We start from the raw sequence: 23707 nt of genomic DNA on the forward strand, positions 1-23707 counted from the left end.
TCTGTTGATCTGTGCATGGTGAAGACGATACTGCGGGGACGTGTGAACCGTTCCACATGAACGGCACAGGGAGGAAACAGTGATCCTGTTGAAAGAGTCCCGAACCCGGCACAGACGGCTGGGAGTTGCCGCGGCCGCCGTGGGTCTCCTGGCCGCGCTGCTGACCGCGGGCCCGGCCGACGCGACCCCCGACCCGGGGGACGGCCCGGCGGCGAGCAAGGAGGTGTCGAAGACCACCGAGGCCGAGGTGAAGGCGGCGATCGCCGACGGCGAGATACCCGGCCAGGACGAGATCGTCCACTCCGACAACATCGAGCACCTCGTCAACATCCCCAAGGACGCCCTGCCCGGCGCCAATACGGACCTGGCCTTCCAGGGCCGGTACGCCTTCGCCGGCAACTACGACGGCTTCCGCATCTTCGACATCAGCAACCCGAAGGCGCCCAAGACGATCGCCCAGGTGCTGTGCCCCGGATCGCAGAACGACATCTCTGTCTCCGGGAACCTGCTGTTCCTGTCCACCGACTCCTCGCGCAGTGACAGCAGTTGCAGCAGCACCACCCAGCCCGCGACCGAGAAGTCGTCGTGGGAGGGCATGAAGGTCTTCGACATCAGCGACAAGAGCAACCCGAAGTACGTCGCCGCCGTGGAGACCGCGTGCGGCTCGCACACCCACACCCTGGTGCCCGAGCGCAGGAACGTCTACCTCTACGTCTCCTCGTACTCGCCGAACGCGGCCTACCCCGACTGCCAACCGCCGCACGACGGCATCTCCGTCATCAAGGTGCCGCGCAACGCCCCCGAGAAGGCGGCGGTCGTCAACTTCCCGGTGTTCTTCCCCGGCGAGGGCCCCGACGGCGGCGGCAACCCCGGTTCGCCCACCAACCCGGGCGTCTCCAAGACCACCGGCTGCCACGACATCACGGTGCTCCCGGACAAGGACCTGGCGGCGGGCGCCTGCATGGGTGACGGCATCCTGTTCTCCATCAAGGACCCCGAGCATCCGAAGGTCATCGACCGGGTGCAGGACAACGTGAACTTCGCGTTCTGGCACTCGGCGACCTTCAACCAGAAGGCGAACAAGGTCGTCTTCACCGACGAGCTGGGCGGCGGTGGTGCGGCCACCTGCAACGCGGAGATCGGTCCGAACCGCGGCGCCGACGGTATCTACGACATCGTCGGCAAGGGCGACAAGCGCAAGCTCGTCTTCCGCAGCTACTTCAAGATCCCCCGCCACCAGGCGGACGTCGAGGTGTGCGTGGCCCACAACGGCTCGCTCATCCCGGTCAAGGGCAAGGACATCATGGTCCAGGCCTGGTACCAGGGCGGTGTCTCCGTCTGGGACTTCACGAACTCCTCGCGCCCGAAGGAGATCGGCTACTTCGAGCGCGGCCCCGTGACCACCGAGCGGCTGACGACCGCCGGCCCCTGGTCGGCGTACTACTACAACGGCTACATCTACTCCAACGACATCGCCAAGGGCTTCGACGTCCTGAAGCTCAGCGACCGGCGCACGGACCCGGCCGGGAAGGTGCGGCTCGGCGAGCTCAACGTCCAGACGCAGCCTGACTACTTCGACTGATCCACGGGCTCCGGGCCCGTCTCGAAGAAACGCGACAGGTCCGTGCCGTACGTCCCGTCGGGTGCCCCGGTGCCCGGCGGGACGCCCTGCTCCCAGTCGAGCCGGTAACGCGTGAACAGCTCGGCGCGCAGGGTCGTGAGCGACATCGGGACGTTCGGCAGGACCATCGCGTAGACCGCGCCCATGAGCTGCGAGCGCAGCATCGGGTAGTCGGTCTCGACCGTCTGCGAACCGTGCCGTTCCATCGTGTCCCGCAGCAGTTCGGCGAGGCGCTGCTGCTCCGGACACTCCACGAAACCCTCGGTGTCCAGCAGCCCCGCCATGTGCTGGCGCATCAGCACCGTCCGGTCCCGGGCCAGACCCAGGACCGCGTCGATGGCGCGGGCCATCCGCTCCCGGCCGTCCTCGGTGCGCGGCTCGCGCTCCAGTGCCTCCTCCAGCGTGCGGTGCATGAGCCGGTGCACGGCGGACTGCACGAGTTGGCGCTTGCCGGGGAAGTAGTACGACACCAGACCGCGCGCCGAACCGGCCCGGTCCGCGATGTCGCCGAGGGTCGTCGCCTCGTAACCGCGCTCGGAGACCAGTTCGACTGCCGCCTGCAGGAGCCGCTCCCGGGAACGACGGCGCAGCTCTTCATTGACCGAGGCGCTGCGCGGGGACATGCTCTAACTCCTGCGTTGACTGGCTATCAGCCAACTATACTCAGTGCGTCCGGACCGGCCCGAAAAAGGCCTGGTCGGGGCTGCCGCCTGCTCTGGGCGACGCGGGGGATCGTCCAGGGTGGGCGCGCATACGCCCCAATGGTGTGCTCGGGCGACCTTCTCGGCGGGGTGACCACCCGGTTTTCGGACACTTTTTCCGGTGCCGGTCGCGGGCGTCGATCCCGTCCGTCAGTCCACCAGGCCGAGGACGGACCGCAGTGCGTCGGGCCGCTGTGCGGCCGGCAGATGATCCACGAAGTGCACTGCGCAGCCGAGGGCCGCCGCACCGCCGTCCGCCCGCCGGTCGTCGCCGACCATCAGGACGTCCCGGGGCTCGACACCGAGCGCCGTGCAGGCGGTCTTGAACAGCCGGGGGTCCGGCTTCTGGATGCCGTGTTCGTACGACAGCACATACACGTCGACATACGGATCGAGCCCGTGCGCGCGGAAGACCGGACGCAGGTCCCAGCCGATGTTGCTGACCACGCCCACCTTGATCCCGCGCTCGCGCAGCGCGCGCAGCACCTCGGCGGCATCGGGATACGGCTGCCAGGCGGCGGGGAGCATGTGCCGGTCGTACAGCGCGTCGTGCAGTGCGGGATCCGGCAGCGTGACGAGCCGCGAAAGCCCGGTGTACGCGGCCCGGTGCAGCTCGGCGCTCTCGTCCCGGATCGCCCACAGGGCGGCGAGCTCGTCCGGCATCGGCACCCGGGGTGCCACGCCGCCGGGCAACGCCCCCACGTTCTCCAGCTCCCGCGCGGCCCGCGTCAACTCGGCCTCGGTGAGGGGAAGTCCCGCCTCGTCGAGGACAGCCCTCAGCCAGGAGCCGGTGGACTCGATCCGGAAGAGGGTTCCCGAGAAGTCGAACAGGACGGCAGTCATACGGTGATCTTACGGGTCGGCGCGGACGGGTCCCGATGGCCGTGGACCCGGCCGGGACCGTACGTCACGGCCGACAGCGCTGGTGGACCATCACCGCCAGAGTCACGAGCAGGGCGCCCAGGAACCACCCGCCGAGGACGTCGGAGGGCCAGTGGACGCCCAGCCAGATACGCGTCAGGCCGACGCCCACGACAGAGATCACGGCGAGGGCCAGGGCCGTGAGCCACAGGGCGCGGCCGGCGCCGTAGTGATGGAGGAGCCACAGGAGGAGGCCGCACACGACCGTGGCCGTCAGCGCGTGGCCCGACGGGTAGGCCGCGAAGTGCGCGGTGTCGACGGGGTCGCGCCAGACGGGGCGTTCGCGGCCGACCGCGGCCTTCAGGACCTGCTGGAGCAGTGTGCCCAGCGCACATGTCGCCACCAGCCATACGGCGGTCCAGCGGGCATTGCGCCGCCACACCAGCCAGATCGCCGCGACCGCTGCCAGGATGCGCATCGCCCAGGGGTCCCAGACCCAGTCCGTGAGGATGCGGAAGGCATGCGTGAGCCCCGGTTCGTCGACCGCCCAGCGGTGGGTGGTGTCGGCGATGTCGCCGTCCACGGTGAGCAGCGGATGCCACTTGGCCGCGACCAGGACGAGCAGCAGCACCGAGAACAGGGCGAGGACACCGCTCGCGCGGGCGGCGGTCCGGTGCTCCGGGGGACGGGGCGGGGAGTCGACGGACTGGGTGTGCATACTGAGATCCTCGCCGACCTGTGCGGTGGGGGGCGAATTCCGGGGCGCGGGTGGGCCGGACGGTCCGTGGTCCGGGGCCGCGGTCATGGCCGGCTGCTCGCGTTGGGGGGCATGGCCATGCCGGGTTCCCCGGGATCCGCGGGTGTATGCCCCGGCCGCCCGTCTGTCGCTGTCCCGATGTCGGCTGTCGGCGACACCTGACTCCGGGCAGGGCGGCGCGTCGCCGGCGCGTCAGAGCGTCAGCAGCATGGCCACCATCGCGATGCCCATCGACAGGCGGCACGCCCGCGCGAGTTCGGGACGGTCGCCCCAGCCGACGCTGCCGCCACCGGCGGTCACCGGTATCAGGCGGGCGCCGGAGAGCAGGACGTATCCCGCGAAGTAGAGGAGCAGTACGCCCGTCACCACGGGGACTCCCGAACCGCTGTGGTGGCCGGGGGAGGCCGCCATCACCACCGCCATGTAGACCATGGCCCCCGCCCCCACCAGGTGATGCAGATGATGAGTGCTCGTGCGCGCCGCCCACAGCGCGCGCAGCGCGGCCCCGCCGAACACCGCCGTGCACAGTGGCCAGACCCACGCCGGTGGCGTGAACACGGTCGCCGGGACGGCCATCGCGGCCATTCCGAAGCCCATCAGTGCCTCACCGCCCGCGGCCCGGCGCTGCTCCTCGACGCTGCTGCGCATCCGCAACAGGCAGTACGCCCCGGTCGCCGCGCAGAGCGCGACCAGCAGCCAGCCGGGCGAAACCGGTCCGTGCACGCCCACCTCCCCGCTCGACGGTCGGTCAAGGAATGCCCGGGCCACGCGGCGCGCAATCGAGCGCAAGGGTGTACGCGGGGAGCGTGCGGCGGGAGCACAGCAGGTCAGGGTGATGTTTCCTACATGGTTCACAGGTAAAACACCGGCTAAAGTATTGTCTCATGAGCAGTGCGACCCCCCACACCGACACCCCGCGCGTACGCCGTCTCCCGCTGGCCGGCGTGCTGCGCCTCGGCAGGCCCTCCGACATCTGGTTCAAGCCCGCCCTGAGCGTCGTGGTCGCGGTCGCCCCGTCCAACCTGGTCCTGCTGGCCCTCGGCCGCCTCGACCTGGCGATGTACACCATGGCCGGGTCCCTGTGCGCGTTGTACGCCCACAACCGGCCCTATGCCGCCCGGGCCCGCGCCCTGGCCTGGGTGGTGCTCGGCATGGTCGCCGGCCTCGGCGTCGGCCTGGTCGCCGCCTCGCTCACCGGCAGCGCGATGGTGCTGGTCACCGTCGGCGCACTGGTGGCCGCCGTACAGAAGACGCTCTGCGACGCGACCCGGATAGGCCCCCCGGGCCATGTGGTCCTCACCTTCATCAGCTCCGCCTCCCTGTTCGCCCCGCAGACCCTCGCCCAGGTTCCCGGCCACCTCGCCCTGGCCCTCGCGGCGGGTGCCTGGGCCTGGCTGGTCGGCATGGCCCCCGGCCTGCTGCGGCCCCATGGTCCGGAGCGACGGGCCACCGCCCGCGCCCTGGACGCGGCTGCCGCGTACGCGGAAAACCCGCGCTCCCATGCGAGCGGAACCGCCCACGCCGCCGTGCAGGCCGCCTGGCAGACCCTCCTGTCGGCCGGAGCCCGCTCCGCAACCCGGCGCGCCCTCGAACGCCTCGTCGTCCGCGCCGAGGTCGCCCTCGCCGCCCCCGCCGACGCGGACCCGGACCGTCTGCGCGCCTGGGCCCGGGACCTGCGCGGCACGGCCCCCGTCCCGCAGGCGCCGGACGACGACGAACTCCTCGGCGTGGACGTCGAACTCGCCGCCCCGGCCCACCCGGTGTGGCGCATGCTCGCCCCGATCGCCGTACGCACCGCCCTGGGCTGTGCCCTCGCCGGGTACGCCTCCCTCGCTCTCGGCATCGGCCGCCCCTACTGGGCCCTGGTCACCGCGGCCTCCCTCTACCAGGCCAACATCACCTTGACCTGGAGCCGGGGCGTCCAGCGGGTCGTCGGCAACCTGGTCGGGGTGCTGGTGTTCGCCGCCGTCGTCCCGCTCGCCCATCTCGGGCCCGCCGCGCTCGTCCTGTGCTGCCTGGCCTTCAACTTCGGCGCCGAGGCGCTCATCGCCCGCAACTACTGGCTCGGCAGCGTCTGCGTGACCCCGATGGCCCTGCTCATCACCGAGTTCGCCGGCCACCAGGAGCCGGGCCGGCTGATCACCGAACGGGTAGTGGACACCCTCGTCGGGGCGCTGGTCGGATTCGTCGCCGCCCTCGCGGTCACCAACCGGCGCGCGGGCGATCGGGTCGAGCAGTCGCTGGCCGCCGTGGAGGGCGCCCGTGACCACACGGCCCGCCTCCTGGCCGAGCCGCACCCTGCCCCCGGTGCCCTCGACCTGGCCCGCCGCACCCTCGCCACCGCCCTGGTCGACCTGCGGGCCACCGTCGAGGCCGCGTCCGGCGAATGGTGGCAACGCGCCCTGCCCCAGGAGAGGGTCGTGCGCGCCGAGCAGGCCGCACACCGTACGCTCGCCGCGACGATCCGGCACCACAGAACGGAGGGCGTACGTCCATGACGGCACCGAACGGCCGACCGGCGGACCCGACGAGAAACGACACCGTCGCCGCCGTCGTCCGGCAGTGGCAGACCGTCCACCCAGGCCTCGACACCGGCCCCATGGAGATCATCGGCCGCGTCAACCGCTGTGCCGCCCTCCTCCAGCAGGCCGAGGACGCCCCCCTGCGCCGGGCCGGGCTCAGCCGCCCCGAGTTCGACCTGCTCGGGGCGCTGCGCCGCACCGGCCACGAACTCACCCCCGGCGACCTGGCCCGCGAGACCTTCTCCTCCGGCGCCGCCGTCACCAAGCGCGTCAAGCAGCTGACCGAACGCGGCCTGGTGGAGCGCCGGGGCGACACCCGCGACCGCCGCGTGGCCCACGTCCGTCTCACCGAGGCCGGCCGTGAACTGGTCGACGGGATCCTGCCCGAGCAACTGGCGTACGAGACGGCCGTGCTGTCGGTGCTGACGCCCGAGGCGCGTGACGAACTCGCCGCCCGGCTCGGGGAGCTGCTCGGCCGCCTGGAGGGCAGCCTGGGAGTGCTGCGGGTGTGACCCTCCCACCTGCGGTTTCGGAAGTTTCGAAGCCCGCTGCCTGTTGACGCGGTCCACCCGCGCTTCCTACGTTCGTCCAGGTCGGTGCGGATCATCGACTGTCGTACGGAGTGTCGAACGAAGGATGGATGCCGTGGCAGCCGAAGGTCCCGCCCGCGAGAAGCTCATCATCGACCTCGGCACCGAGACCGGACCCTTCCACGGGGGAGCGAGCGGCACGCTCTACGGCCTCTACGGCGACGGCGTGCCCAGCCGCACGGTGGTCGAGGGCATGTACCCGCGCACGGTGACGACCAAGGCCCAGGGCGGTACCCAGCATCCCGGCGGCGATGCCCTGGAGATCCTGCCGCCGTTCGTCGCGGCGGGCGGCAAGGACGTCTACGTCTATCTGCCCGACTTCTACCGGGGGTTTCCGTACGAGTGGCCGGGTGCCACCGGTGAGGAGCGGCTCGTCGGGCACCTGGACGTGATCCGCCGCCAGGTCGAACAGGTCCTGACCCTGGGGGAATTGCGGTCCCACGTCGTGTACGTGCCGTTCAACGAGCCCGAGGGCAACATGTTCGGCGAGGGCGAGTGGAGCTACGACCAGGTCTCCTGGCGGACCCGGCCGGACCACTACTTCGCCGCCTGGGAAGCCGCGTACCGCCTCATCAAGGAGCTCGACCCGGACGCCCGGGTGGCCGGACCCAACACCTGCATTCTGTACCCCGAGGTCAGGGGCTTCCTGGAGTTCGCGAAGTCGCACGACGTGCTGCCCGACATCGTCACCTGGCACGAGCTGTCCTCGCCCGCCGAGGTCCGCGCCAACATAGCCGAGTACCGGGAGCTGGAGCGGGAGTTGGGCATCGGTCCGCTCCCCGTCAACATCAACGAGTACGCGCACAACTACCACGTCTCCGTCCCCGGTCAGATGATCCAGTGGATCGCCGCGATCGAGGAGTCGAAGGTCGACGCCGACCTCGCGTACTGGAACATCGCCGGCAACCTCAACGACTCGGCGGTGGAGGCGAACAAGGCCAACGGCCAGTGGTGGCTGTACAACGCCTACGGACAGCTGACCGGGAACACCGTCCGGGTCCTCGCCCCGCACCCCGACGCGCAGTACACCCTGCAGGGGGTCGCCACCCTCGACCGGGAGAAGCGCCAGGCCAGGTCGGTGTTCGGGGGTGCGGGCGGCGAGGCCGAGATCGTGTTCGAGGGCGTGGACGCGGAGGTGTTCGGCACCGTGGTCCACGCGCGTCTGGTGGAGATCCCCTGGACGGGCCAAGTCGGCGCCGGCGCACAGCCGTTGAGGCTGCGGGACGAGGAAATACCGGTTCGCGGGGGCGAGGTGACGTTGACTCTGGCCGAACTCGACGAGATGTCCGCCTACCAGGTGATCCTTTCGCCCGGTGGCAACGGAGCCGTGTCCCTGCCGCCCGTGGTGCGCTGGAGGCGGACCTACGAGGCCGAGGACGCGACCTACACGGGCGGCGGTTACTCGAAGAACGGGCCCGAGGGATCCCCGTCCGCCGTGGACCGGTTCGCCACGTCCGGCGGCTACCACGTGGGCGGACTGCGCACCGGCTCCGACGGTGTGCTCGCCTTCGACGTCGAGGTCCCCGAGGACGGGACCTATGACCTCGTGGTGTTCGCCGGCTCGCACAACCTCGCCGATCTGGTGCGCGAACAGGGCCCCACCAACGTCTTCCTGCGCGTGGACGGCGAGGACCCGCGCGAGCTGCGGCTGCCGCTCGGCTACAAGTGGGCGGTGTGGGGCCACACCGACACCCGGGTGGAGCTCACCGAGGGCCGCCACCGGATCACCCTCGCCGCCCAGGACCGCGACCTCGGGGTCACCAAGGGCGACGCGGTCGTCGACAAGCTGGACGTCGTGCTGCGGGAGAAGGACGAAACCGCCCTGTACGACGCCGAGTTCGCGGACCTCGGCGGCGGGGCCCGGGTCAGCCACGCCCACCGCGGCGCCTCGGGACCCGGGGTAGCCGTGCTCCCGCGGGGCGGTACCGTCACCTTCTGGGTGTACGCGGCCGACGACGGCGAGGCCTCCCTGACCGTCGACGTGCTCGGGCCCGGGGAGGGCCTGTTGAGCGTCAACGGCGAGGAGACCGGGCGCGTCGAGCGCGGCGCCGTACCCCTCTTCCTGGCCGGGGGCGTCAACAAGGTCACGGTCACCGGGACCTCGGACCGGCTGATCGTCGACCGGCTGCGGGTCGCCCCTTCCCGCGGCCTCCTGCCCAGCACCGCGTACGCCGCCGAGGAGGGCGTCCTGACCGGCGCGGCGAGGGTCACCGGATACCCGTACGCGACGGGCGGCAAGGCGGTCGACGGGGTCGGCGCCGGGCCCGCGAACGCGCTCACCCTGACGGTCACGGCGGACCGTGCCGGACGCCACGCGCTGACGATCCGCTACTCCAACGGCGAGCAGCCCCCTTCCACCCACTACAACCCGGACCCGGTCTGCCGCCACGCCGACGTCTCCGTCAACGGCGCCCCTGCCCACCGCGTCCTGTTCCCCACCACCTTCCACTTCAACAACTTCTGGAACCTGTCCGTGCCCGTCACCCTGCGCCCGGGGCTCAACACGCTCACCTTCACCGCCGACGAGCTCCCCGACTTCGCCGGCGGCACCAGGAACGAGTTCGGCCAGCGCTCCGCCTACGCCCCCGTCATCGACCAGGTCACGGTGACACCGCTCGCCCCGGAGGAGGTACCTGCCTGACCCGCCGGCGACCGTCCGGGAGCGCCGGCCGCTCCGGCTCAGCCCCGCCCGGACGGCGCCGCCAGCTTGCGCAACCGGCGCCAGTTCAGGCGGGGTTGTGCCGTCGGTACCCCGGGCCGTTTCCTCGGGACGCGGACGCGCAGTGCCCCGGGCGCGAGGCGGCAGTGCACCGGGGTGGGCAGGACCAGGGCCTCGCCGTCGACGCCGACCTCGATCTCCGGATGGTCGGCGTCGACGACCACCTCCCGCGCGGACAGGACCGCCAGACCCTCCGGGTCGGGGTCGAGCAACAGCGCAGCGGCCTCGGCCGCACTGTCCACCCTGACGCCGAGGATCCCGAGCATGCCGGAGTCGAGCCGCTCGCGGCGGCCGAGGCCCACCGGGTCGCCGGTGCGGTAGGCGTTGTTGCTCACCAGCAGGGCTTGCGGGCCGTCGATCGTGGTGGCCTCGATCCGCGCGGTCAGATGCGGGCCGCGCTGACGGGTGAGCAGATCGGGCAGGAGCTCCAGAGTGGTGCCGATCTTGTCGTCGCGGTAGGCGGGACTCTGGACGACCGCCGCGTACGCGCCGAAGGAGGCGTTGTTGACGAACGGATGGTCCGCCACGAAGCCGAGATCCACCCGGAGTTCGACACCGTCGGTGAGCGCGTCGAGACAGGTCGCGGGGTCGGTGCGGTCGAGGCCGAGGTCCATCGCGAAGTGGTTGCGGGTACCGGCGCAGACGACGAGGAACGGCAGGTCGTGTTCCGCGGCGACGGCGGCGACCAGCGCCTGGGTGCCGTCGCCGCCCGCGACCCCGAGCAGGTCCGCGCCCTCCGCGACGGCCGCCCGCGCCAGCGCGGTCACGTCCTGGTACCCCTCGGGGTCGAGCAGCACGACCCGTGCGCCCAGGTGTTCGGCCCTCTCCCGCAGCCGGAACTGCTCGACCTTCCCGCCCCCGGAGCGGGGGTTCATGATCAGGACGGGCTGCCGCACGGACCGCGCCCGGTGCTCCCTCATCCGCTTGGGGCGGGTGCCGGTGCTGCGCAGCGCGTACCGCCCGCTCCACACGGCCACGCTCCACAGCACCGGCGACAGCACGAGCACCCATCCCAGGGTGACCACGAAGAGGACCAGGACGAGGGCGGGGGTGACGGCCGCGAGTCCCGCGGCCAGCCAGCGCTCCGGTCCGCGCCGGGTCAGCGTCCACCACACCGCCGCCGCCGTGCCGGCCGCACCGGCGAGCCCGGCGGCCAGCAGCAGAACGCCGCCGAGACCGCCGTACCCGAGCGGGAGCAGCACCGCGAGGGCGGCCGCCGCCAGGGAGGTCCGGGCAGCCCATCGCTGACTGCGCCAGGCCGCGGCGTTCAGGTCCACGCTCATGTGCTCCTCCACTGCTCGGCGCCCTCGGGCCACGGCGGTCGGCGGAGCATATCCAAGTCGTCGGAACGACCGGCACCGTGCGTGTGTGGTGCGGGGCTCAGATGCCTGGCCGGTACCGGATGGGATGGTCAGCCGGCACTTCCACCAGCACGATCGGGGTGCCGTCCGGGTCTGCGACCCACATCTCGACCAGCCCCCACGGCTCCTTCACCGGCGGACGTACGATCTCGACACCCTTGGCCAGCAGTTCCTCGTGCGCCGCGGTCATGTCCGGGACCTGGAGCCACAGCCGGACGTCCGCGGCCGGTGGGGCCTCGGAGCGTCCCGACAGCTCCAGGAACCCGCCGCCGAGGAAGTAGACGGTGCCCCGTTCCGGCCCCGTACCGAACTCGCGGTACACCGCGAGGCCCAGCTGGCCGCCGTAGAAGACTCGGGAACGTTCCGGATCCGTGGGCCGCAGCAGGACGCGGCCGCTCAGTACGTGCACCATGCGGGCGAGCCTATCCGGGGCGCTAGTCTCGACCGTGCCCGAATCGTGCCCCTGAAGTGGAGACGCGCCCCATGGAGACCACCGCCGGCCTCACCTTCCGTGACGCCACCGACGCCGATGTGGACGCGCTGGTCGTGCTGATCGAGTCGGCGTACCGCGGAGACGACAGCCGGGCCGGGTGGACCACCGAGGCGGACATCCTTCAGGGGCAGCGGACGGACCCGGAGGGTGTGCTCGCGGTCATCAAGTCGCCCGACAGCCGGCTGCTCACCGTGGAGCGGGACAGCCAGGTGGTCGCCTGCTGCCAGCTCGAACACCGGGGCACCCACGCCTACTTCGGGATGTTCGCGGTCAGCCCCACGCTCCAGGGCGGCGGCCTCGGCAAGGTGATCATCGCGGAGGCGGAGCGGATCGCGCGGGAGACCTGGGGCGTGACCGAGATGCACATGACCGTGATCTCCGTGCGCGACGACCTCATCGCCTGGTACGAGCGGCGCGGCTACCGCCGTACGGGAGAGATGACGCCCTTCCCGTACGGCGACGAGCGCTTCGGCGTTCCGCAGCGTGACGATCTGCAGTTCGAGCTGCTGGTCAAGCCGCTGGTGTGACGTTCCTGCCCCGCCTCACGCGGTGAAGCGGCCGGTGCGCTTGATCTGCGGGTAGTCGGTCGTCGCGCCGTCCAGCTCCAGGGCCCGCACCAGCTTGAGATGGTCCTGGGTGTTCACCACCCAGCCGATGATCTTCAGGTCCGCCTTGCGGGCCGCTTCCACGACCTCCAGGGTCAGCCGGCGGATGTTCAGGCAGACCGTCCCCGCCCCGGCCTCGACGGCGCGCTCCACGATGTCGGGGCCGAACCGGCTGCCGATCAGCGCGGTCCGTACCCCGGGCACGAGGCGGCCGATCTCGGCGATCGCCTCGTCGTGGAACGACGACACCTCGACCCGGGAGACCAGGTCCCGCCGGAGCATCACCTCGGCCAGGGCGCGGGCCGCCGCGATGTCCTTGATCTCGGCCTGGAGCGGCGACCGTACGGTGTCCAGGACCTCCTCGAACACCGGGACACGTTCTCCGCGGCCCGCGTCCAGGGCGCGCAGTTCGGTGAGGGTCTTCTCGGCGATCGGGCCGGTTCCGTCGGTCGTGCGGTCCACGTCGGTGTCGTGCATGACGACGAGGGCGCCGTCCTTGCTCAGATGCAGATCGAGTTCGATGACGTCGAGGCCGGCCTGCTGGGCGGCGACGAAGGAACGGAGGGTGTTCTCGGGTTCGGTACCCATGACTCCGCGATGACCGATGGTAAGGAAGTTCAAGGTTCAACTCGCTTCCGTCGACGGCGGCTCGGTGCAGAGCCGCAGCCTAATGGCTACGCCGCGTGATGGACCCGTACGTACACGAGGCAACGCGGTGACGTACGGGGAAGTGATCTCTCTTACCCCGAATCGCGGTGTTCATGGGCCGTGACAGGAAAAAGTTCTGTGACCATGGGGTCGGGCGGGATAACTTCCCGTTACTGCTCTTGCTGGACGGAAGCTCGTACATATACGGTCTCCGTACGAGAGCTTCTCCCGTGGAGGATGGGACATGACGGAAATTCTTGAACAGGTGGCTTCGGGGGACCAGGTTCCTCCCGTGACCAGGGTGGTGGAGCACCCGGCATGGCCTGTGCTCAAGGATGCCGTGGAGCGGATCCGGCCATGGCAGTCCAAGGACGGGGCGATCGACTTCGAGGCCGAGGGCGCCCCCGCGCGCGCCGACGCCGAGGTCGCCGTACGGCGTGTCGTCGAGGCGGTGCAGAAGCTCTCGCCGCTGCTGCCGCACGACGCCGACTACCACGCGGCCCTCGCCAAGGACCTCCTGCGCTGGTCCGAGGGCGGCTTCGAGGTGCCCGACTTCCTCGACTCCCTGCTGGCCTTCCAGCCCGCCGCGAACCGCGCGGACGGCCTGCAGCACCTGGTCGTCTTCCCCATGTACACGCAGAACGGCAACCCGGACCGCAATCTCGAAGCGGTCGTGCTGCGCATGGTCTGGCCCGAGTGGCTGTCCGAGCTGGAGCGCACCCGCTACGACAACCCGCTGTTCTGCGGCATCAAGTTCGAGGACTTCACGGCCGGTTACGACACCAACTCGGCCGTTCTCTTCCCCGAGACGATCGCCGTGCGCGAGGCGCCGGAACGTTTCTCTTGGGGCGGGATCTTCTGCGACCGCGAGGCCGCCCGCTTCCGCCGGGTCACCGACGCGGCCGTCGACATCCTGGGCCTGGAGCTGCCCGAGGACATCGCCGCCATGGTCCACGACCAGAAGCGCTGCGAGGAGGCCTTCGTACTGTGGGACATGGTCCACGACCGCACCCACAGCCACGGCGACCTGCCCTTCGACCCCTTCATGATCAAGCAGCGCCAGCCGTTCTGGATGTACGGGCTCGAAGAGCTGCGCTGCGACCTCACCGCCTTCAAGGAGGCGGTGAAGCTGGAGGCCGACGGCGTCCCGCAGGCCCGTGACGTGCAGTACGCGGTCCTCTTCGACCGCATGTTCCGCTTCCCGGTCACCGGCGAGCGGGTCCGCAACTACGACGGCCTCGGCGGCCAGCTCCTCTTCGCCTACCTGCACAAGCACGACGTCGTCCGCTGGACCGACAACAAGCTGTTCATCGACTGGCAGCGCGCCCCCCAGGTCACCAACCAGCTGTGCGCGGACATCGAGCAGCTCTATCGCGACGGCATCGACAGGCCCAAGCTCGTCCACTGGTTCGCCGGCTACGAGCTGGTCTCCACCTACCTCGCCCCGCACCCGGGCTCCAAGTGGGCCAAGGGCCCCGACGCCCTCGACCTGTCGCTGCCGCCCCGCAAACTCGTGGACGACGTGCTTCCGGACGAGTTTCCGCTGAGCATGTTCTATGAGGCCCTGTCCAAGAAGCTGAAGCACGTGATCGCCTCCACCAGGGGCATCACGGCGGACAGCGCCGAGCGGATCGCCGCGTGAGCGAGCCGCGTACCGAGAACACTGCTCAGGAGGCGAAGAACATGGGGAACGGGGCTCTCAGCGGTGCGGTGATCGCGGTGGCCGGCGCGGGCGGACCCGCGGGCCGGGCGGCGCTGCTCAGGCTCGCCGAGGCCGGCGCGACCGTCGTCGGCGCGGACAACGACCCGGAGCGTCTGGCGGAGGCCGTCGACGCGGCCCGCTACGGGGCAGGCGGCGCTTCCGTCATCGGTGAGCCCGTCGACCTGCTCGACCTGAACTCGACCCGGGACTGGGCGCTGCGCGTCGAGAAGGACTTCGGCCGGGTCGACGGCGTGGTCCACCTCGTCGGCGGCTGGCGGGGCAGCGAGACGTTCATCAAGACCAGCCTGGACGACTGGGACTTCCTGGAGCTGCTGCTCATCAAGACCGTGCAGCACACCTCGCTCGCCTTCTTCGAGGCCCTCCAGCGCAGCGAGCGCGGCCGGTACGTGCTGATCAGCGCCTCCGGAGCCACGAAGCCCAGCGCGAGCAACGCCGCGTACGCCGCCGCCAAGGCCGCCGCAGAGGCCTGGACGCTCGCTCTCGCCGACGCCTTCCGCAAGGCCGGGGGCGCCGACGGGCCGACGTCCGCGGCTACGATCCTGGTGGTCAAGGCGCTGGTGCACGAGGCCATGCGCGCCGACCGCCCCAACGCGAAGTTCGCGGGCTTCACCGACGTCAAGGACCTGGCCGAGGCCATCGCCGGTGTCTGGGACAAGCCCGCCGCCGAAGTGAACGGAAACCGTCTGTGGCTGACCGAGAAGCCGTGAACCCCCCGAAGACCGACGCTCTTCGCCACCACGACCCGCAGGTCCGCGGCTTCGCCAGCGACAACTACGCCGGGGCCCACCCGGAGGTACTCGCCGCCCTGGCCCTCGCCAACGGCGGACACCAGGTCGCGTACGGCGAGGACGACTACACCGAGAACCTCCAGAGGATCATCCGCAGCCACTTCGGGGCCACGGCCGAGGCGTTCCCCGTCTTCAACGGCACCGGCGCCAACGTCGTCGCGCTCCAGGCGGTCACCGACCGCTGGGGCGCGGTGATCTGCGCCGAGAGCGCGCACATCAACGTGGACGAGGGCGGCGCCCCGGAGCGGATGGGCGGTCTCAAGCTGCTCACCGTCCCCACCCCCGACGGGAAGCTCACCCCCGAGCTGATCGACCAGCAGGCCTACGGCTGGGAGGACGAGCATCGCGCGATGCCTCAGGTCGTCTCGATCACCCAGTCCACGGAGCTCGGCACGCTCTACACGCCCGACGAGATCCGCGCGATCTGCGAGCACGCCCACGCGCACGGCATGAAGGTCCACCTGGACGGCTCGCGCATAGCCAACGCGGCCGCTTCCCTGGACGTCCCGATGCGGACGTTCACCAACGCGGTCGGCGTCGACATCCTCTCGCTCGGCGGGACGAAGAACGGCGCGCTGTTCGGCGAGGCGGTCGTGGTGATCAACCAGGACGCGGTCTCCCACATGAAGCACCTGCGCAAGCTGTCCATGCAGCTCGCCTCCAAGATGCGTTTCGTGTCGGTGCAGTTGGAGGCCCTGCTCGCCAAGGACCTGTGGCTGCGCAACGCCCGCCACTCCAACGAGATGGCCCAGCGCCTGGCCGAGGGCGTCCGTGCAGTCCACGGTGTCGAGATCCTCTACCCGGTCCAGGCCAACGGCGTCTTCGCCAAGCTTCCGCACGACGTGAGCGAGCGCCTCCAGAAGCGCTTCCGTTTCTACTTCTGGGACGAGGCCGCGGGCGTGGTCCGCTGGATGTGCGCCTTCGACACCACGGAGGACGACGTGGACGCCTTCGTGGCGGCGCTCAAGGAGGAGATGGCGCGCTAGGCCGGAAGCGACGGTCATCTACTGAACGGGCCTGCCCGGCCCGGCGGTTGGCTGTTGCAGGCCTCGGTGCTGGCCAGCTGGGTCGCCGAGCTGGACGGCCGGGTGGCGGGGCACGTCAGCCTGTCCCGCGAAGCGCGACACCGCTGTGACCGTGCAGCGCCGTGGCGCATAAATATACCGTGGCACGTAAAACAATTGACTGTGGAGTGATCGTCTTCCTATGCTCTGCGGGCATGGAGCTGATCCAGAACACCCCCGACCTTTCCGCGTACTTGGCAGCCGACGAGGCCATCGATCATGACCATCCGGTCGTCAGGGAGACGGCCGCACGGATCGCCAGGGAGGCAGAGGACTCGTATGCCTATGCGCGGCTCGCCTTCGCATTCGTCCGCGATGCGATCCCGCACTCCCAGGACTCCGGCGACCTCCGAGTCACCTGGCGGGCCTCCGACGTCCTGGAGCAGGGCACCGGCATCTGTTACGCCAAGGCCCATGCGCTGGCCGCCCTGCTGCGCGCCGAGGACATCCCGACCGCGCTCTGCTACCAGAAGTTCGACGTGGTGCACGGTCTGGTCGCCGTGCGGTTCAACGGCGCCTGGCACCGCCAGGATCCCCGCGGCAACAAGCCCGGTGTGGACGCCCAGTTCTCCCTGGACGGCGAGCGGCTGGCCTTCACGCCCGATCCGGAGTCCAACGAGATGGACTACCCGGTGCTGTACGCTGAACCGCACCCGGCCGTCCTGAGCGTCCTCAAGGCCGCCCCCGACCGGCCGTACCTCTGGAAAACGCTCCCCACCGCACTCTGAGGCACCCGATGACCCTCTCCCTGACCGTGTCCGACGAGGTGCGCGCTCTCGCGCCCGGCTTCACGCACCTCGCCATCGAGGCCCACGGACTCGTCAACGGGCCCAGTACGGAGGCCAGTTCCGCGCTGCTCGACGACGCGGCCCGCCGTCTCGCCGTACGGCTGGACGGGCGCGCCCCGCACGAGGACCCGCACATGGCGGCCTGGCGGGAGGTCTACACGGCGTTCGGCTCGAAGCCCTCACGCACCCGTAACTCGGCGGAGGCGCTCGCGAAGAGGGCCCTGTCGGACGCGGGCCTGCCCCGCATCAACCTCCTGGTCGACCTCTACAACGCGATCAGCGTCGCGCACCTCATCCCCGTCGGCGGCGAGGACCTCGACCACGTCCGGGGTGGAATGCGCCTCGTCAGGGCCACCGGCGACGAGGACTTCGTGACGGTGGCCGGTGGCGAGGAGGTCGTCGAGCATCCCGACGCGGGGGAGGTCGTATGGCGCGACGACACAGGCGTGACCTGCCGCCGTTGGAACTGGCGGCAGGGCCCTCGCACCAGGCTCACCGAGGAGACGGTCTCGGGGATCTTCCTGCTCGAGAGCCTCGCGCCGATGCCGGTGGCGGACGTGCAGAAGGCGGCCGCCGAACTGGCCGAGCTGCTGGAGAAGTTCAGTCCGGGAGCGCGGATCACGACGGCCGTTCAGCAACGCTAGCGGGCCTCGGCCTCGCGGACCTGCTCGGGCGTGGGCGCCGTACCCCCGAGATGCGCCGGCATCCACCACGTGTCGTCCGGCCCCTTGGGGCGCACCGGGTAGGCGCGCTGGGCGGCTTCCAGCAACTCGTTGACCCGCTCCCGCACCTGTCGGGTGATCGCCCCCGCGTACTTGTCCCGGGACGCCTCGATGGCCTCCCCGACCCGGATCGTGACCGGGATGTGGCTGCGCTTGAAGTTGCGGGGATGCCCCTTGGTCCACAGCCGCTGCGTGCCCCAGACGGCCATCGGGATCAGGGGGACACCCGCCTCCTGAGCCATCCGCGCCGCACCCGACTTGAAGCTCTTCAGCGTGAACGACTGCGAGATCGTCGCCTCCGGGAAGACCCCGACGATCTCGCCCGACCGCAGAGACTCCAGAGCGTGCGCGTAGGCCGTCTCACCCTGCTTGCGGTCGACCGGGATGTGCTTCATCCCGCGCATCAGCGGACCCGAGACCTTGTGGCGGAAGACGGACTCCTTCGCCATGAACCGCACAAGACGCTTCTGCGGGAGAGCTGCCAGGCCGTTGAAGACGAAGTCCAGGTAGCTGATGTGGTTGCTCACCAGCACGGCGCCGCCCGAGCGCGGGATGTTCTCCGAACCCTTGAGGTCGATCTTGAGATCCCAGGCCTTGAACAAGGCCTGCGCGAATCCGATGACGGGACGGTAGACAAGCTCTGCCATGGGCGGGGTGGGCCCTTTCCTGCTCTGCCCGGGAAGGGAGATCCCGGCGGTAAGTTACGCAGCCGTAGGTTTACGGCATCTCGCAGATCGTGCCCCAAGAACGGACGGGGAGCCAGCCCTGGTGCCCGCTCGGCGCGAGATTCTCGTCACGTCCGTCCGGTGATCCACCTCGGCGTTTTGAGTCACCTTTACTCCGCGCGTACCGTCACCCGCCGCACGAGCAGGTACATCTCGCATCCCAGGCAGTACCCGAACGTGGCGTTGAGGAAGGCCGCGGCGAGTGCCGCGCCGGTGGCGGCGAGCCCGAGCCACTCCGGCCCGAGCCCGTGTCCCACGAGTCCGAGGGCCGCGAAGGCGAGGCCCACGGCCTGCGCGAACCGCGGCGGCTCCGGGGCCTCGAACTCGGTCGGCGGCCCGATCCGCGGGCGTACGACTCCGCGGAACAGCCAGCCGTACGGCGAGCGGCCCACCCCGCCCGCCGCGCCCAGCGCGAACGCCAGCGTCTGCCAGGCCAGCAGCCAGACGTTGCCCGTGATCAGAACGGCCGCCAGTACGACGGTCGTCACGGCCGCGCCGAAACGCGGCCCTCTTGCATCAATGTCCATGAATCAAGCATTCCGCAAACGGAAAGACTGTGGGGAGACGGGAATCTTTGCAGTCTCGTGAATGCTTAGCCGGTGATGACCGGACTGGTGGTGTGCGTGGTGGTGCTCGCGGCGGCGAGCGCCTATGGGGTGCTGCAACGGCGGCGGAGCGGGAGAGTGCGGGTGCGCGGGCGCGACGACGGCAAGAGGATCGGTGCGGCCGAGCTGGGAGAGGACCTCGGCGAGCGTGCCACGCTCGTGCAGTTCTCCAGCGCCTTCTGCGCCCCCTGCCGGGCGACCCGCCGGGTGCTGGGTGAGGTCGCCGGCATGGTCCCGGGCGTGGCTCACGTCGAGATCGACGCCGAGAAGAACCTCGACCTGGTCCGTGAACTGGACATCCTCAAGACGCCGACCGTGCTGGTCCTCGACGCCGACGGCAGGGTCGTACGGCGTGCCACCGGCCAGCCGCGCAAGGCGGACGTCATCGCGGCGATCGGAGAGGCGGTGTGACGTCCCACGCGCCTGCGGTGAGGCATCTCCCATATGCCGGGACCCACTTGACTGTGCACCACACCTATCGTCAGCCTGACTGTATGCCTACGGAACTCCTTCTGTTCGGGCGGGTCCACGTCGACCTCGCCCGCACCGCGAGCGCGCGCTGTCCGGCCTGTTGAGCAGCCACGGTCCAGCTCGACACTCCTCGCAGAAGGAACACCGCATGACGGCCACGCCCGACCTCGGCAGTCCACGCCTCGCCTCTCCCGACCTCCTGCGCTCCGTCTTCCGGCGGCACGCGGCCGGAGTCGCCGTGATCACCGCGAGCGGTGACGCCGGCCCGGTCGGCTTCACCGCCACCTCCCTGGCCTCGGTCTCCGCCGAGCCCCCCATGCTGTCCTTCGGGATCGGCACCACCGCCTCCAGCTGGCCGGCGATATCCCGGGCCGAACACGTCGGCGTGCACATACTCGGCGAGCATCAGGAGGAGCTGGCCGCCACCTTCGCCCGCAGCGGCGCCGACCGCTTCGGCGCCCCCACCGTCTGGCGCGAGGGGCCCGAGGGCGTCCCCGTCCTCGACGGCGTGCTCGCCTGGCTGGTGTGCCGGGTGCACGCACGCGTGCCCGCCGGTGATCACCGCATCGTGCTGGCGGAGGTGCGGCTCGGCGACCCGGCGGGCGCCGGCCGGCCGCTGCTCTACCACCAGGGCCGGTTCAACAGCCTGCGCGACTGATCGGCTCATCCACGCCGTCCGCCGGTGTGCGGGGCCGTCGAGTTCCGATTACGCTGCGTTGCGAAGGTCACAGTTCAAAGCGCTTGCTTAGCGGGCAGGAACTGGATGTACTGGTGAGTAATATTGCGGTCGGAGCAGAGCCCGCCCCGACCGGGATCGGCCGCTTGGGGCGCCTATGCTGCCTGCAAGAGGCAGCCGAGAAATGACGATGCAGTAGGAGAGCCGGCGTGAGCTTGAGGATCGTTGTCACTGTGAAGTACGTGCCCGACGCCACCGGCGACCGGCACTTCGCCGATGACCTGACCGTCGACCGTGACGACGTGGACGGTCTGCTCTCCGAGCTGGATGAGTACGCGGTCGAGCAGGCGCTGCAGATCTCGGAGAACTCCGACGACGACGTCGAGGTCACGGTCCTGACCGTCGGCCCCGAGGACGCCAAGGACGCACTGCGCAAGGCCCTGTCCATGGGTGCCGACAAGGCCATCCACGTCGAGGACGACGACCTGCACGGCACCGACGTCATCGGCACCTCCCTGGTGCTGGCCAAGGCCATCGAGAAGGCCGGCTACGACCTGGTGATCTCCGGCCTGGCCTCCACCGACGGCACCATGGGCGTCGTCCCGGCCCTGCTGGCCGAGCGCCTGGGCGTCCCGCAGGTCACCCTGCTCTCCGAGGTCTCCGTCGAGGACGGCACCGTCAAGGGCCGCCGCGACGGCGACGCCGCCTCGGAGCAGCTGGAGGCCTCCCTCCCGGCCGTCGTCTCCGTCACCGACCAGTCGGGCGAGGCGCGTTACCCCTCTTTCAAGGGCATCATGGCGGCCAAGAAGAAGCCGGTGGAGTCCTGGGACCTGTCCGACCTGGACCTGGAGGCCGGTCAGGTCGGCCTGGAGGGCTCCTACACCACGGTCGACTCCGCCGCGGAGCGTCCGGCCCGCACGGCCGGCACGATCGTCAAGGACGAGGGCGAGGGCGGCAAGCAGCTCGCCGAGTTCCTCGCGAGCCAGAAGTTCATCTAAAGGGAATGGTGGCGCGGGCCGGTTGCAACACGACCCGCGCCTCTCGGAGTGCTTCTGCCTCGCAGGAGAGCATTCCCGTGACTCCTCCCCCGAAGGGGCTTCTCAATCGACTGTCGAGACAGCCTCATGACGGACAAGCCCTGCCCGGTGCCTAAAGGCACGGGCGTGAGCGTAGCAGTCAACAAGTCTTCCCCCGGCCGAAGTCCGGGATTCTCGCGCAGGAGTAGCAATGGCTGAAGTTCTCGTCTACGTCGACCACGTGGACGGCGCCGTCCGCAAGCCCACCCTGGAGCTGCTGACCCTGGCCCGCCGCATCGGCGAGCCGGTCGCCGTCGCGCTCGGTGCCGGTGCCGCCGACACCGCCGCCACCCTCGCCGAGCACGGCGCCGTCAAGGTCCTCACCCACGACGCCGCTGAGTACGCCGACTACCTGGTCGTACCCAAGGTCGACGCCCTCCAGGCCGCCGTGGAGGCCGTCTCCCCGGCCGCCGTGCTGGTGCCGTCCTCCGCCGAGGCCAAGGAGGTCGCCGCCCGTCTGGCGCTGCGCATCGGCTCCGGCATCATCACCGACGCCGTCGACCTGGAGGCCGGCGACGAGGGCCCGGTGGCCACCCAGTCGGTGTTCGCCGCCTCCTTCACCACCAAGTCCCGTGTCGCCAAGGGCACCCCGGTCATCACCGTCAAGCCCAACTCCGCCGCCGTGGAGGCCGCCCCGGCCGCCGGTGAGGTCTCGGAGCTGAGCGTGACCTTCTCCGCCCAGGCGACCGGCACCAAGGTCACCGGCCGTACCCCGCGTGAGTCGACCGGGCGTCCGGAGCTGACCGAGGCCGCGATCGTGGTCTCCGGTGGGCGTGGTGTCAACGGCGCCGAGAACTTCGCGATCATCGAGGCCCTCGCCGACTCCCTCGGCGCGGCCGTCGGCGCCTCGCGTGCCGCGGTGGACGCGGGCTGGTACCCGCACACCAACCAGGTCGGCCAGACCGGCAAGTCCGTCTCGCCGCAGCTGTACATCGCCTCCGGCATCTCCGGCGCGATCCAGCACCGCGCGGGCATGCAGACCTCGAAGACGATCGTGGCGATCAACAAGGACGCCGAGGCCCCGATCTTCGACCTCGTCGACTACGGCGTCGTCGGCGACCTCTTCGACGTCGTCCCCGCCCTCACCGAGGAGGTCAAGACCCGAAAGGGCTGATCCCGCTCCGGGCGTACGAGGCCCCCGTGACCGCCGACGCGGTCGCGGGGGCCTCGGCTCATCCCAGGGTGAGCGTGGCCTGCACCGGCAGGTGGTCGCTCGGGAACTGCCCGTTCCTGGCATAGGTGTTGACGGCGGCCCGGTGCACGGTCGTGCCGGGCGTGGCGAGGATCCAGTCGATGCGGTCGCCGTCGGGGACCAGTGGTTTGTAGCCGTGGAAGGTGGCGTACAGCGCGCTGCGTTCGGCGGCCGCGTCCCAGGTGTCGACCAGTCCCGTGGCGAGCAGGGTGTCGTACGCCTGGTTGTCGTGGGCTGCGGCGTTGAAGTCGCCGGTCACGACGACCGGCAGGGCTGGGTCGAACGCGGCGATCTTCTGGGCGAGGAACCGTGCGGACCGCTCACGCGCGTACTGGCCGACATGGTCGAAATGGGTGTTGAGGACGTGGAACTCCCGTCCGCCGGCTGCCCGGTCGCGAAAGCGGACCCACGTGACGATCCGGGGGAGCGCGGCGCCCCAGGTGTTCGAGCCGATGACCCTGGGCGTGTCGGAGAGCCAGTACGTGTCGTGCTCGACGGGGGCCAGGCGCCGGGTGTCGTAGAAGACCGCCGTGGACTCGTCGTGGCTGCCGCCCTCGCGGCCGGTGCCGATCCAGTCGTAGTGCGCTCCGAGGTCGGCGTGGATGTCGAGCAGTTGCTGGTAGAGGCCTTCCTGGGTGCCCATCAGGGTGGGGGCCTCCTGGCGCAGCAGGCGGCGCATCACCGGGCGGCGGGCGGCCCAGCTGTTGGGTTCGGAGGTGCTGGCGAAGCGCAGATTGAACGTCATGACATCGAGTCGGCGGTGGTACGGCCTGGCGGCGGAGGCCGGCAGCGTGCCCATCAGCGGCACGGTGACGGCGGCGGCCAGGGCGGTTCTGAGGCCCATGCGACGCGTCATTCTGTGGGTGTCCGACATGTTGTTCCCTCCCGACGGGACAGGATGAATGTTCGAACCGGAGTGCGGTAGAGGGCGTAGAGGTTCTCGGCACCTTGAATGAACCGGGTGGCTCATGCTGTGGACGGGGTGTTGACCGCCGGGAA

General features: G+C 70.4%; 24 protein-coding genes. 14 read left to right on the forward strand and 10 right to left on the reverse strand.

Going from position 1 to position 23707, the window contains the following annotated elements; all coding sequences use genetic code 11:
- Nucleotides 1-79: 79 nt before the first annotated feature.
- Complete coding sequence (locus ACIRP7_RS31340; RefSeq protein ID WP_403666035.1) at nt 80-1582, forward strand: LVIVD repeat-containing protein; 1503 nt, start codon at nt 80-82, stop codon at nt 1580-1582.
- Here the strand turns inward: ACIRP7_RS31340 and ACIRP7_RS31345 are convergent.
- The 4 genes from ACIRP7_RS31345 to ACIRP7_RS31360 all read right to left on the reverse strand — a co-directional run bounded on the left by ACIRP7_RS31345 (nt 1570) and on the right by ACIRP7_RS31360 (nt 4663).
- The gene (locus ACIRP7_RS31345) at nt 1570-2244 is read right to left on the reverse strand and encodes a TetR/AcrR family transcriptional regulator (protein WP_403666036.1); all 675 of its coding nucleotides are present in this window, start codon (nt 2242-2244) and stop codon (nt 1570-1572) included. The genes ACIRP7_RS31340 and ACIRP7_RS31345 overlap by 13 nt on opposite strands.
- A 228-nt stretch (nt 2245-2472) precedes the next feature.
- Nucleotides 2473-3165: an HAD family hydrolase gene (locus tag ACIRP7_RS31350; protein ID WP_403666038.1), complete on the reverse strand. Its 693-nt coding sequence runs from the start codon at nt 3163-3165 to the stop codon at nt 2473-2475.
- A gap of 64 nt (nt 3166-3229) precedes the next feature.
- Nucleotides 3230-3901 carry a phosphatase PAP2 family protein gene (locus ACIRP7_RS31355; RefSeq protein WP_403666040.1) on the reverse strand — a complete coding sequence of 224 codons (672 nt, stop codon included), beginning with the start codon at nt 3899-3901 and terminating at the stop codon, nt 3230-3232.
- A gap of 231 nt (nt 3902-4132) precedes the next feature.
- A complete protein-coding gene (locus tag ACIRP7_RS31360) occupies nt 4133-4663 on the reverse strand; it encodes a DUF5134 domain-containing protein (protein WP_403666042.1) in 531 nt (176 codons plus the stop codon).
- Between the two features lie 161 nt (nt 4664-4824).
- On the opposite strand from ACIRP7_RS31360, the gene ACIRP7_RS31365 reads away from it, so the two are divergent.
- From ACIRP7_RS31365 to ACIRP7_RS31375, 3 genes are all read left to right on the forward strand, one after another.
- Entirely contained in the window at nt 4825-6438 is a 1614-nt protein-coding gene (locus tag ACIRP7_RS31365; protein WP_403666044.1) for an FUSC family protein, read from the forward strand.
- Entirely contained in the window at nt 6435-6974 is a 540-nt protein-coding gene (locus ACIRP7_RS31370) for a MarR family winged helix-turn-helix transcriptional regulator (RefSeq protein WP_403666046.1), read from the forward strand. The genes ACIRP7_RS31365 and ACIRP7_RS31370 overlap by 4 nt, the downstream gene beginning before the upstream one ends.
- 124 nt (nt 6975-7098) lie before the next feature.
- Nucleotides 7099-9693, forward strand: coding sequence for a cellulosome protein (locus tag ACIRP7_RS31375; RefSeq protein ID WP_403666048.1), 2595 nt, complete (start codon nt 7099-7101; stop codon nt 9691-9693).
- Nucleotides 9694-9731: 38 nt separating this feature from the next.
- Here ACIRP7_RS31375 and ACIRP7_RS31380 read toward each other — a convergent pair whose 3' ends face one another.
- Together ACIRP7_RS31380 and ACIRP7_RS31385 are read right to left on the reverse strand one after the other, a co-directional pair.
- A complete protein-coding gene (locus tag ACIRP7_RS31380; RefSeq protein WP_403666050.1) occupies nt 9732-11054 on the reverse strand; it encodes a diacylglycerol/lipid kinase family protein in 1323 nt (440 codons plus the stop codon).
- Nucleotides 11055-11151: 97 nt separating this feature from the next.
- Complete coding sequence (locus ACIRP7_RS31385) at nt 11152-11544, reverse strand: VOC family protein (RefSeq protein ID WP_403666052.1); 393 nt, start codon at nt 11542-11544, stop codon at nt 11152-11154.
- 71 nt (nt 11545-11615) lie between these two features.
- On the opposite strand from ACIRP7_RS31385, the gene ACIRP7_RS31390 reads away from it, so the two are divergent.
- Nucleotides 11616-12152 carry a GNAT family N-acetyltransferase gene (locus tag ACIRP7_RS31390; protein WP_403666054.1) on the forward strand — a complete coding sequence of 179 codons (537 nt, stop codon included), beginning with the start codon at nt 11616-11618 and terminating at the stop codon, nt 12150-12152.
- Between the two features lie 15 nt (nt 12153-12167).
- Here the strand turns inward: ACIRP7_RS31390 and ACIRP7_RS31395 are convergent, their stop codons facing one another.
- A complete protein-coding gene (locus ACIRP7_RS31395) occupies nt 12168-12851 on the reverse strand; it encodes a glycerophosphodiester phosphodiesterase (RefSeq protein ID WP_403666056.1) in 684 nt (227 codons plus the stop codon).
- Nucleotides 12852-13122: 271 nt separating this feature from the next.
- Here ACIRP7_RS31395 and ACIRP7_RS31400 point away from each other — a divergent pair, with 271 nt between their 5' ends.
- The 5 genes from ACIRP7_RS31400 to ACIRP7_RS31420 all read left to right on the forward strand — a co-directional run bounded on the left by ACIRP7_RS31400 (nt 13123) and on the right by ACIRP7_RS31420 (nt 17885).
- Entirely contained in the window at nt 13123-14520 is a 1398-nt protein-coding gene (locus tag ACIRP7_RS31400; protein WP_403666058.1) for a DUF6421 family protein, read from the forward strand.
- Between the two features lie 41 nt (nt 14521-14561).
- Nucleotides 14562-15308 (forward strand): SDR family NAD(P)-dependent oxidoreductase, encoded by a 747-nt coding sequence (locus ACIRP7_RS31405; protein WP_403666320.1) that lies wholly within the window; start codon nt 14562-14564, stop codon nt 15306-15308.
- Nucleotides 15305-16375 (forward strand): threonine aldolase family protein, encoded by a 1071-nt coding sequence (locus ACIRP7_RS31410; protein ID WP_403666060.1) that lies wholly within the window; start codon nt 15305-15307, stop codon nt 16373-16375. The genes ACIRP7_RS31405 and ACIRP7_RS31410 overlap by 4 nt, the downstream gene beginning before the upstream one ends.
- A gap of 233 nt (nt 16376-16608) precedes the next feature.
- Complete coding sequence (locus ACIRP7_RS31415) at nt 16609-17181, forward strand: transglutaminase domain-containing protein (protein ID WP_403666062.1); 573 nt, start codon at nt 16609-16611, stop codon at nt 17179-17181.
- 8 nt (nt 17182-17189) lie between these two features.
- On the forward strand, nt 17190-17885 hold the full coding sequence (locus ACIRP7_RS31420) for a B3/4 domain-containing protein (RefSeq protein ID WP_403666064.1): 696 nt from the start codon (nt 17190-17192) through the stop codon (nt 17883-17885).
- Here the strand turns inward: ACIRP7_RS31420 and ACIRP7_RS31425 are convergent.
- Together ACIRP7_RS31425 and ACIRP7_RS31430 are read right to left on the reverse strand one after the other, a co-directional pair.
- Nucleotides 17882-18610: a lysophospholipid acyltransferase family protein gene (locus ACIRP7_RS31425; RefSeq protein WP_403666066.1), complete on the reverse strand. Its 729-nt coding sequence runs from the start codon at nt 18608-18610 to the stop codon at nt 17882-17884. The two genes, ACIRP7_RS31420 and ACIRP7_RS31425, sit on opposite strands and share 4 nt — an antisense overlap.
- 188 nt (nt 18611-18798) lie before the next feature.
- The gene (locus ACIRP7_RS31430; RefSeq protein WP_403666068.1) at nt 18799-19215 is read right to left on the reverse strand and encodes a DUF4395 domain-containing protein; all 417 of its coding nucleotides are present in this window, start codon (nt 19213-19215) and stop codon (nt 18799-18801) included.
- A gap of 75 nt (nt 19216-19290) precedes the next feature.
- On the opposite strand from ACIRP7_RS31430, the gene ACIRP7_RS31435 reads away from it, so the two are divergent.
- The 4 genes from ACIRP7_RS31435 (at nt 19291) to ACIRP7_RS31450 (ending at nt 22630) form a co-directional block, all read left to right on the forward strand.
- Nucleotides 19291-19704, forward strand: a complete 414-nt coding sequence (locus tag ACIRP7_RS31435) for a TlpA family protein disulfide reductase (protein ID WP_403666322.1) — start codon at nt 19291-19293, stop codon at nt 19702-19704.
- Between the two features lie 208 nt (nt 19705-19912).
- Nucleotides 19913-20422, forward strand: a complete 510-nt coding sequence (locus ACIRP7_RS31440) for a flavin reductase family protein (protein WP_403666070.1) — start codon at nt 19913-19915, stop codon at nt 20420-20422.
- A 227-nt stretch (nt 20423-20649) separates the two neighbouring features.
- Nucleotides 20650-21438: an electron transfer flavoprotein subunit beta/FixA family protein gene (locus ACIRP7_RS31445; protein ID WP_393601218.1), complete on the forward strand. Its 789-nt coding sequence runs from the start codon at nt 20650-20652 to the stop codon at nt 21436-21438.
- 229 nt (nt 21439-21667) lie between these two features.
- Nucleotides 21668-22630 (forward strand): electron transfer flavoprotein subunit alpha/FixB family protein, encoded by a 963-nt coding sequence (locus tag ACIRP7_RS31450; RefSeq protein ID WP_352386535.1) that lies wholly within the window; start codon nt 21668-21670, stop codon nt 22628-22630.
- Nucleotides 22631-22688: 58 nt separating this feature from the next.
- On the opposite strand, the gene ACIRP7_RS31455 is transcribed toward ACIRP7_RS31450, so the two are convergent.
- Nucleotides 22689-23552, reverse strand: coding sequence for an endonuclease/exonuclease/phosphatase family protein (locus ACIRP7_RS31455; protein WP_403666072.1), 864 nt, complete (start codon nt 23550-23552; stop codon nt 22689-22691).
- Nucleotides 23553-23707: the final 155 nt, after the last annotated feature.

The organism is Streptomyces sp. NPDC102270, assembly GCF_044766405.1.
Classification (GTDB): Bacteria; Actinomycetota; Actinomycetes; order Streptomycetales; family Streptomycetaceae; genus Streptomyces.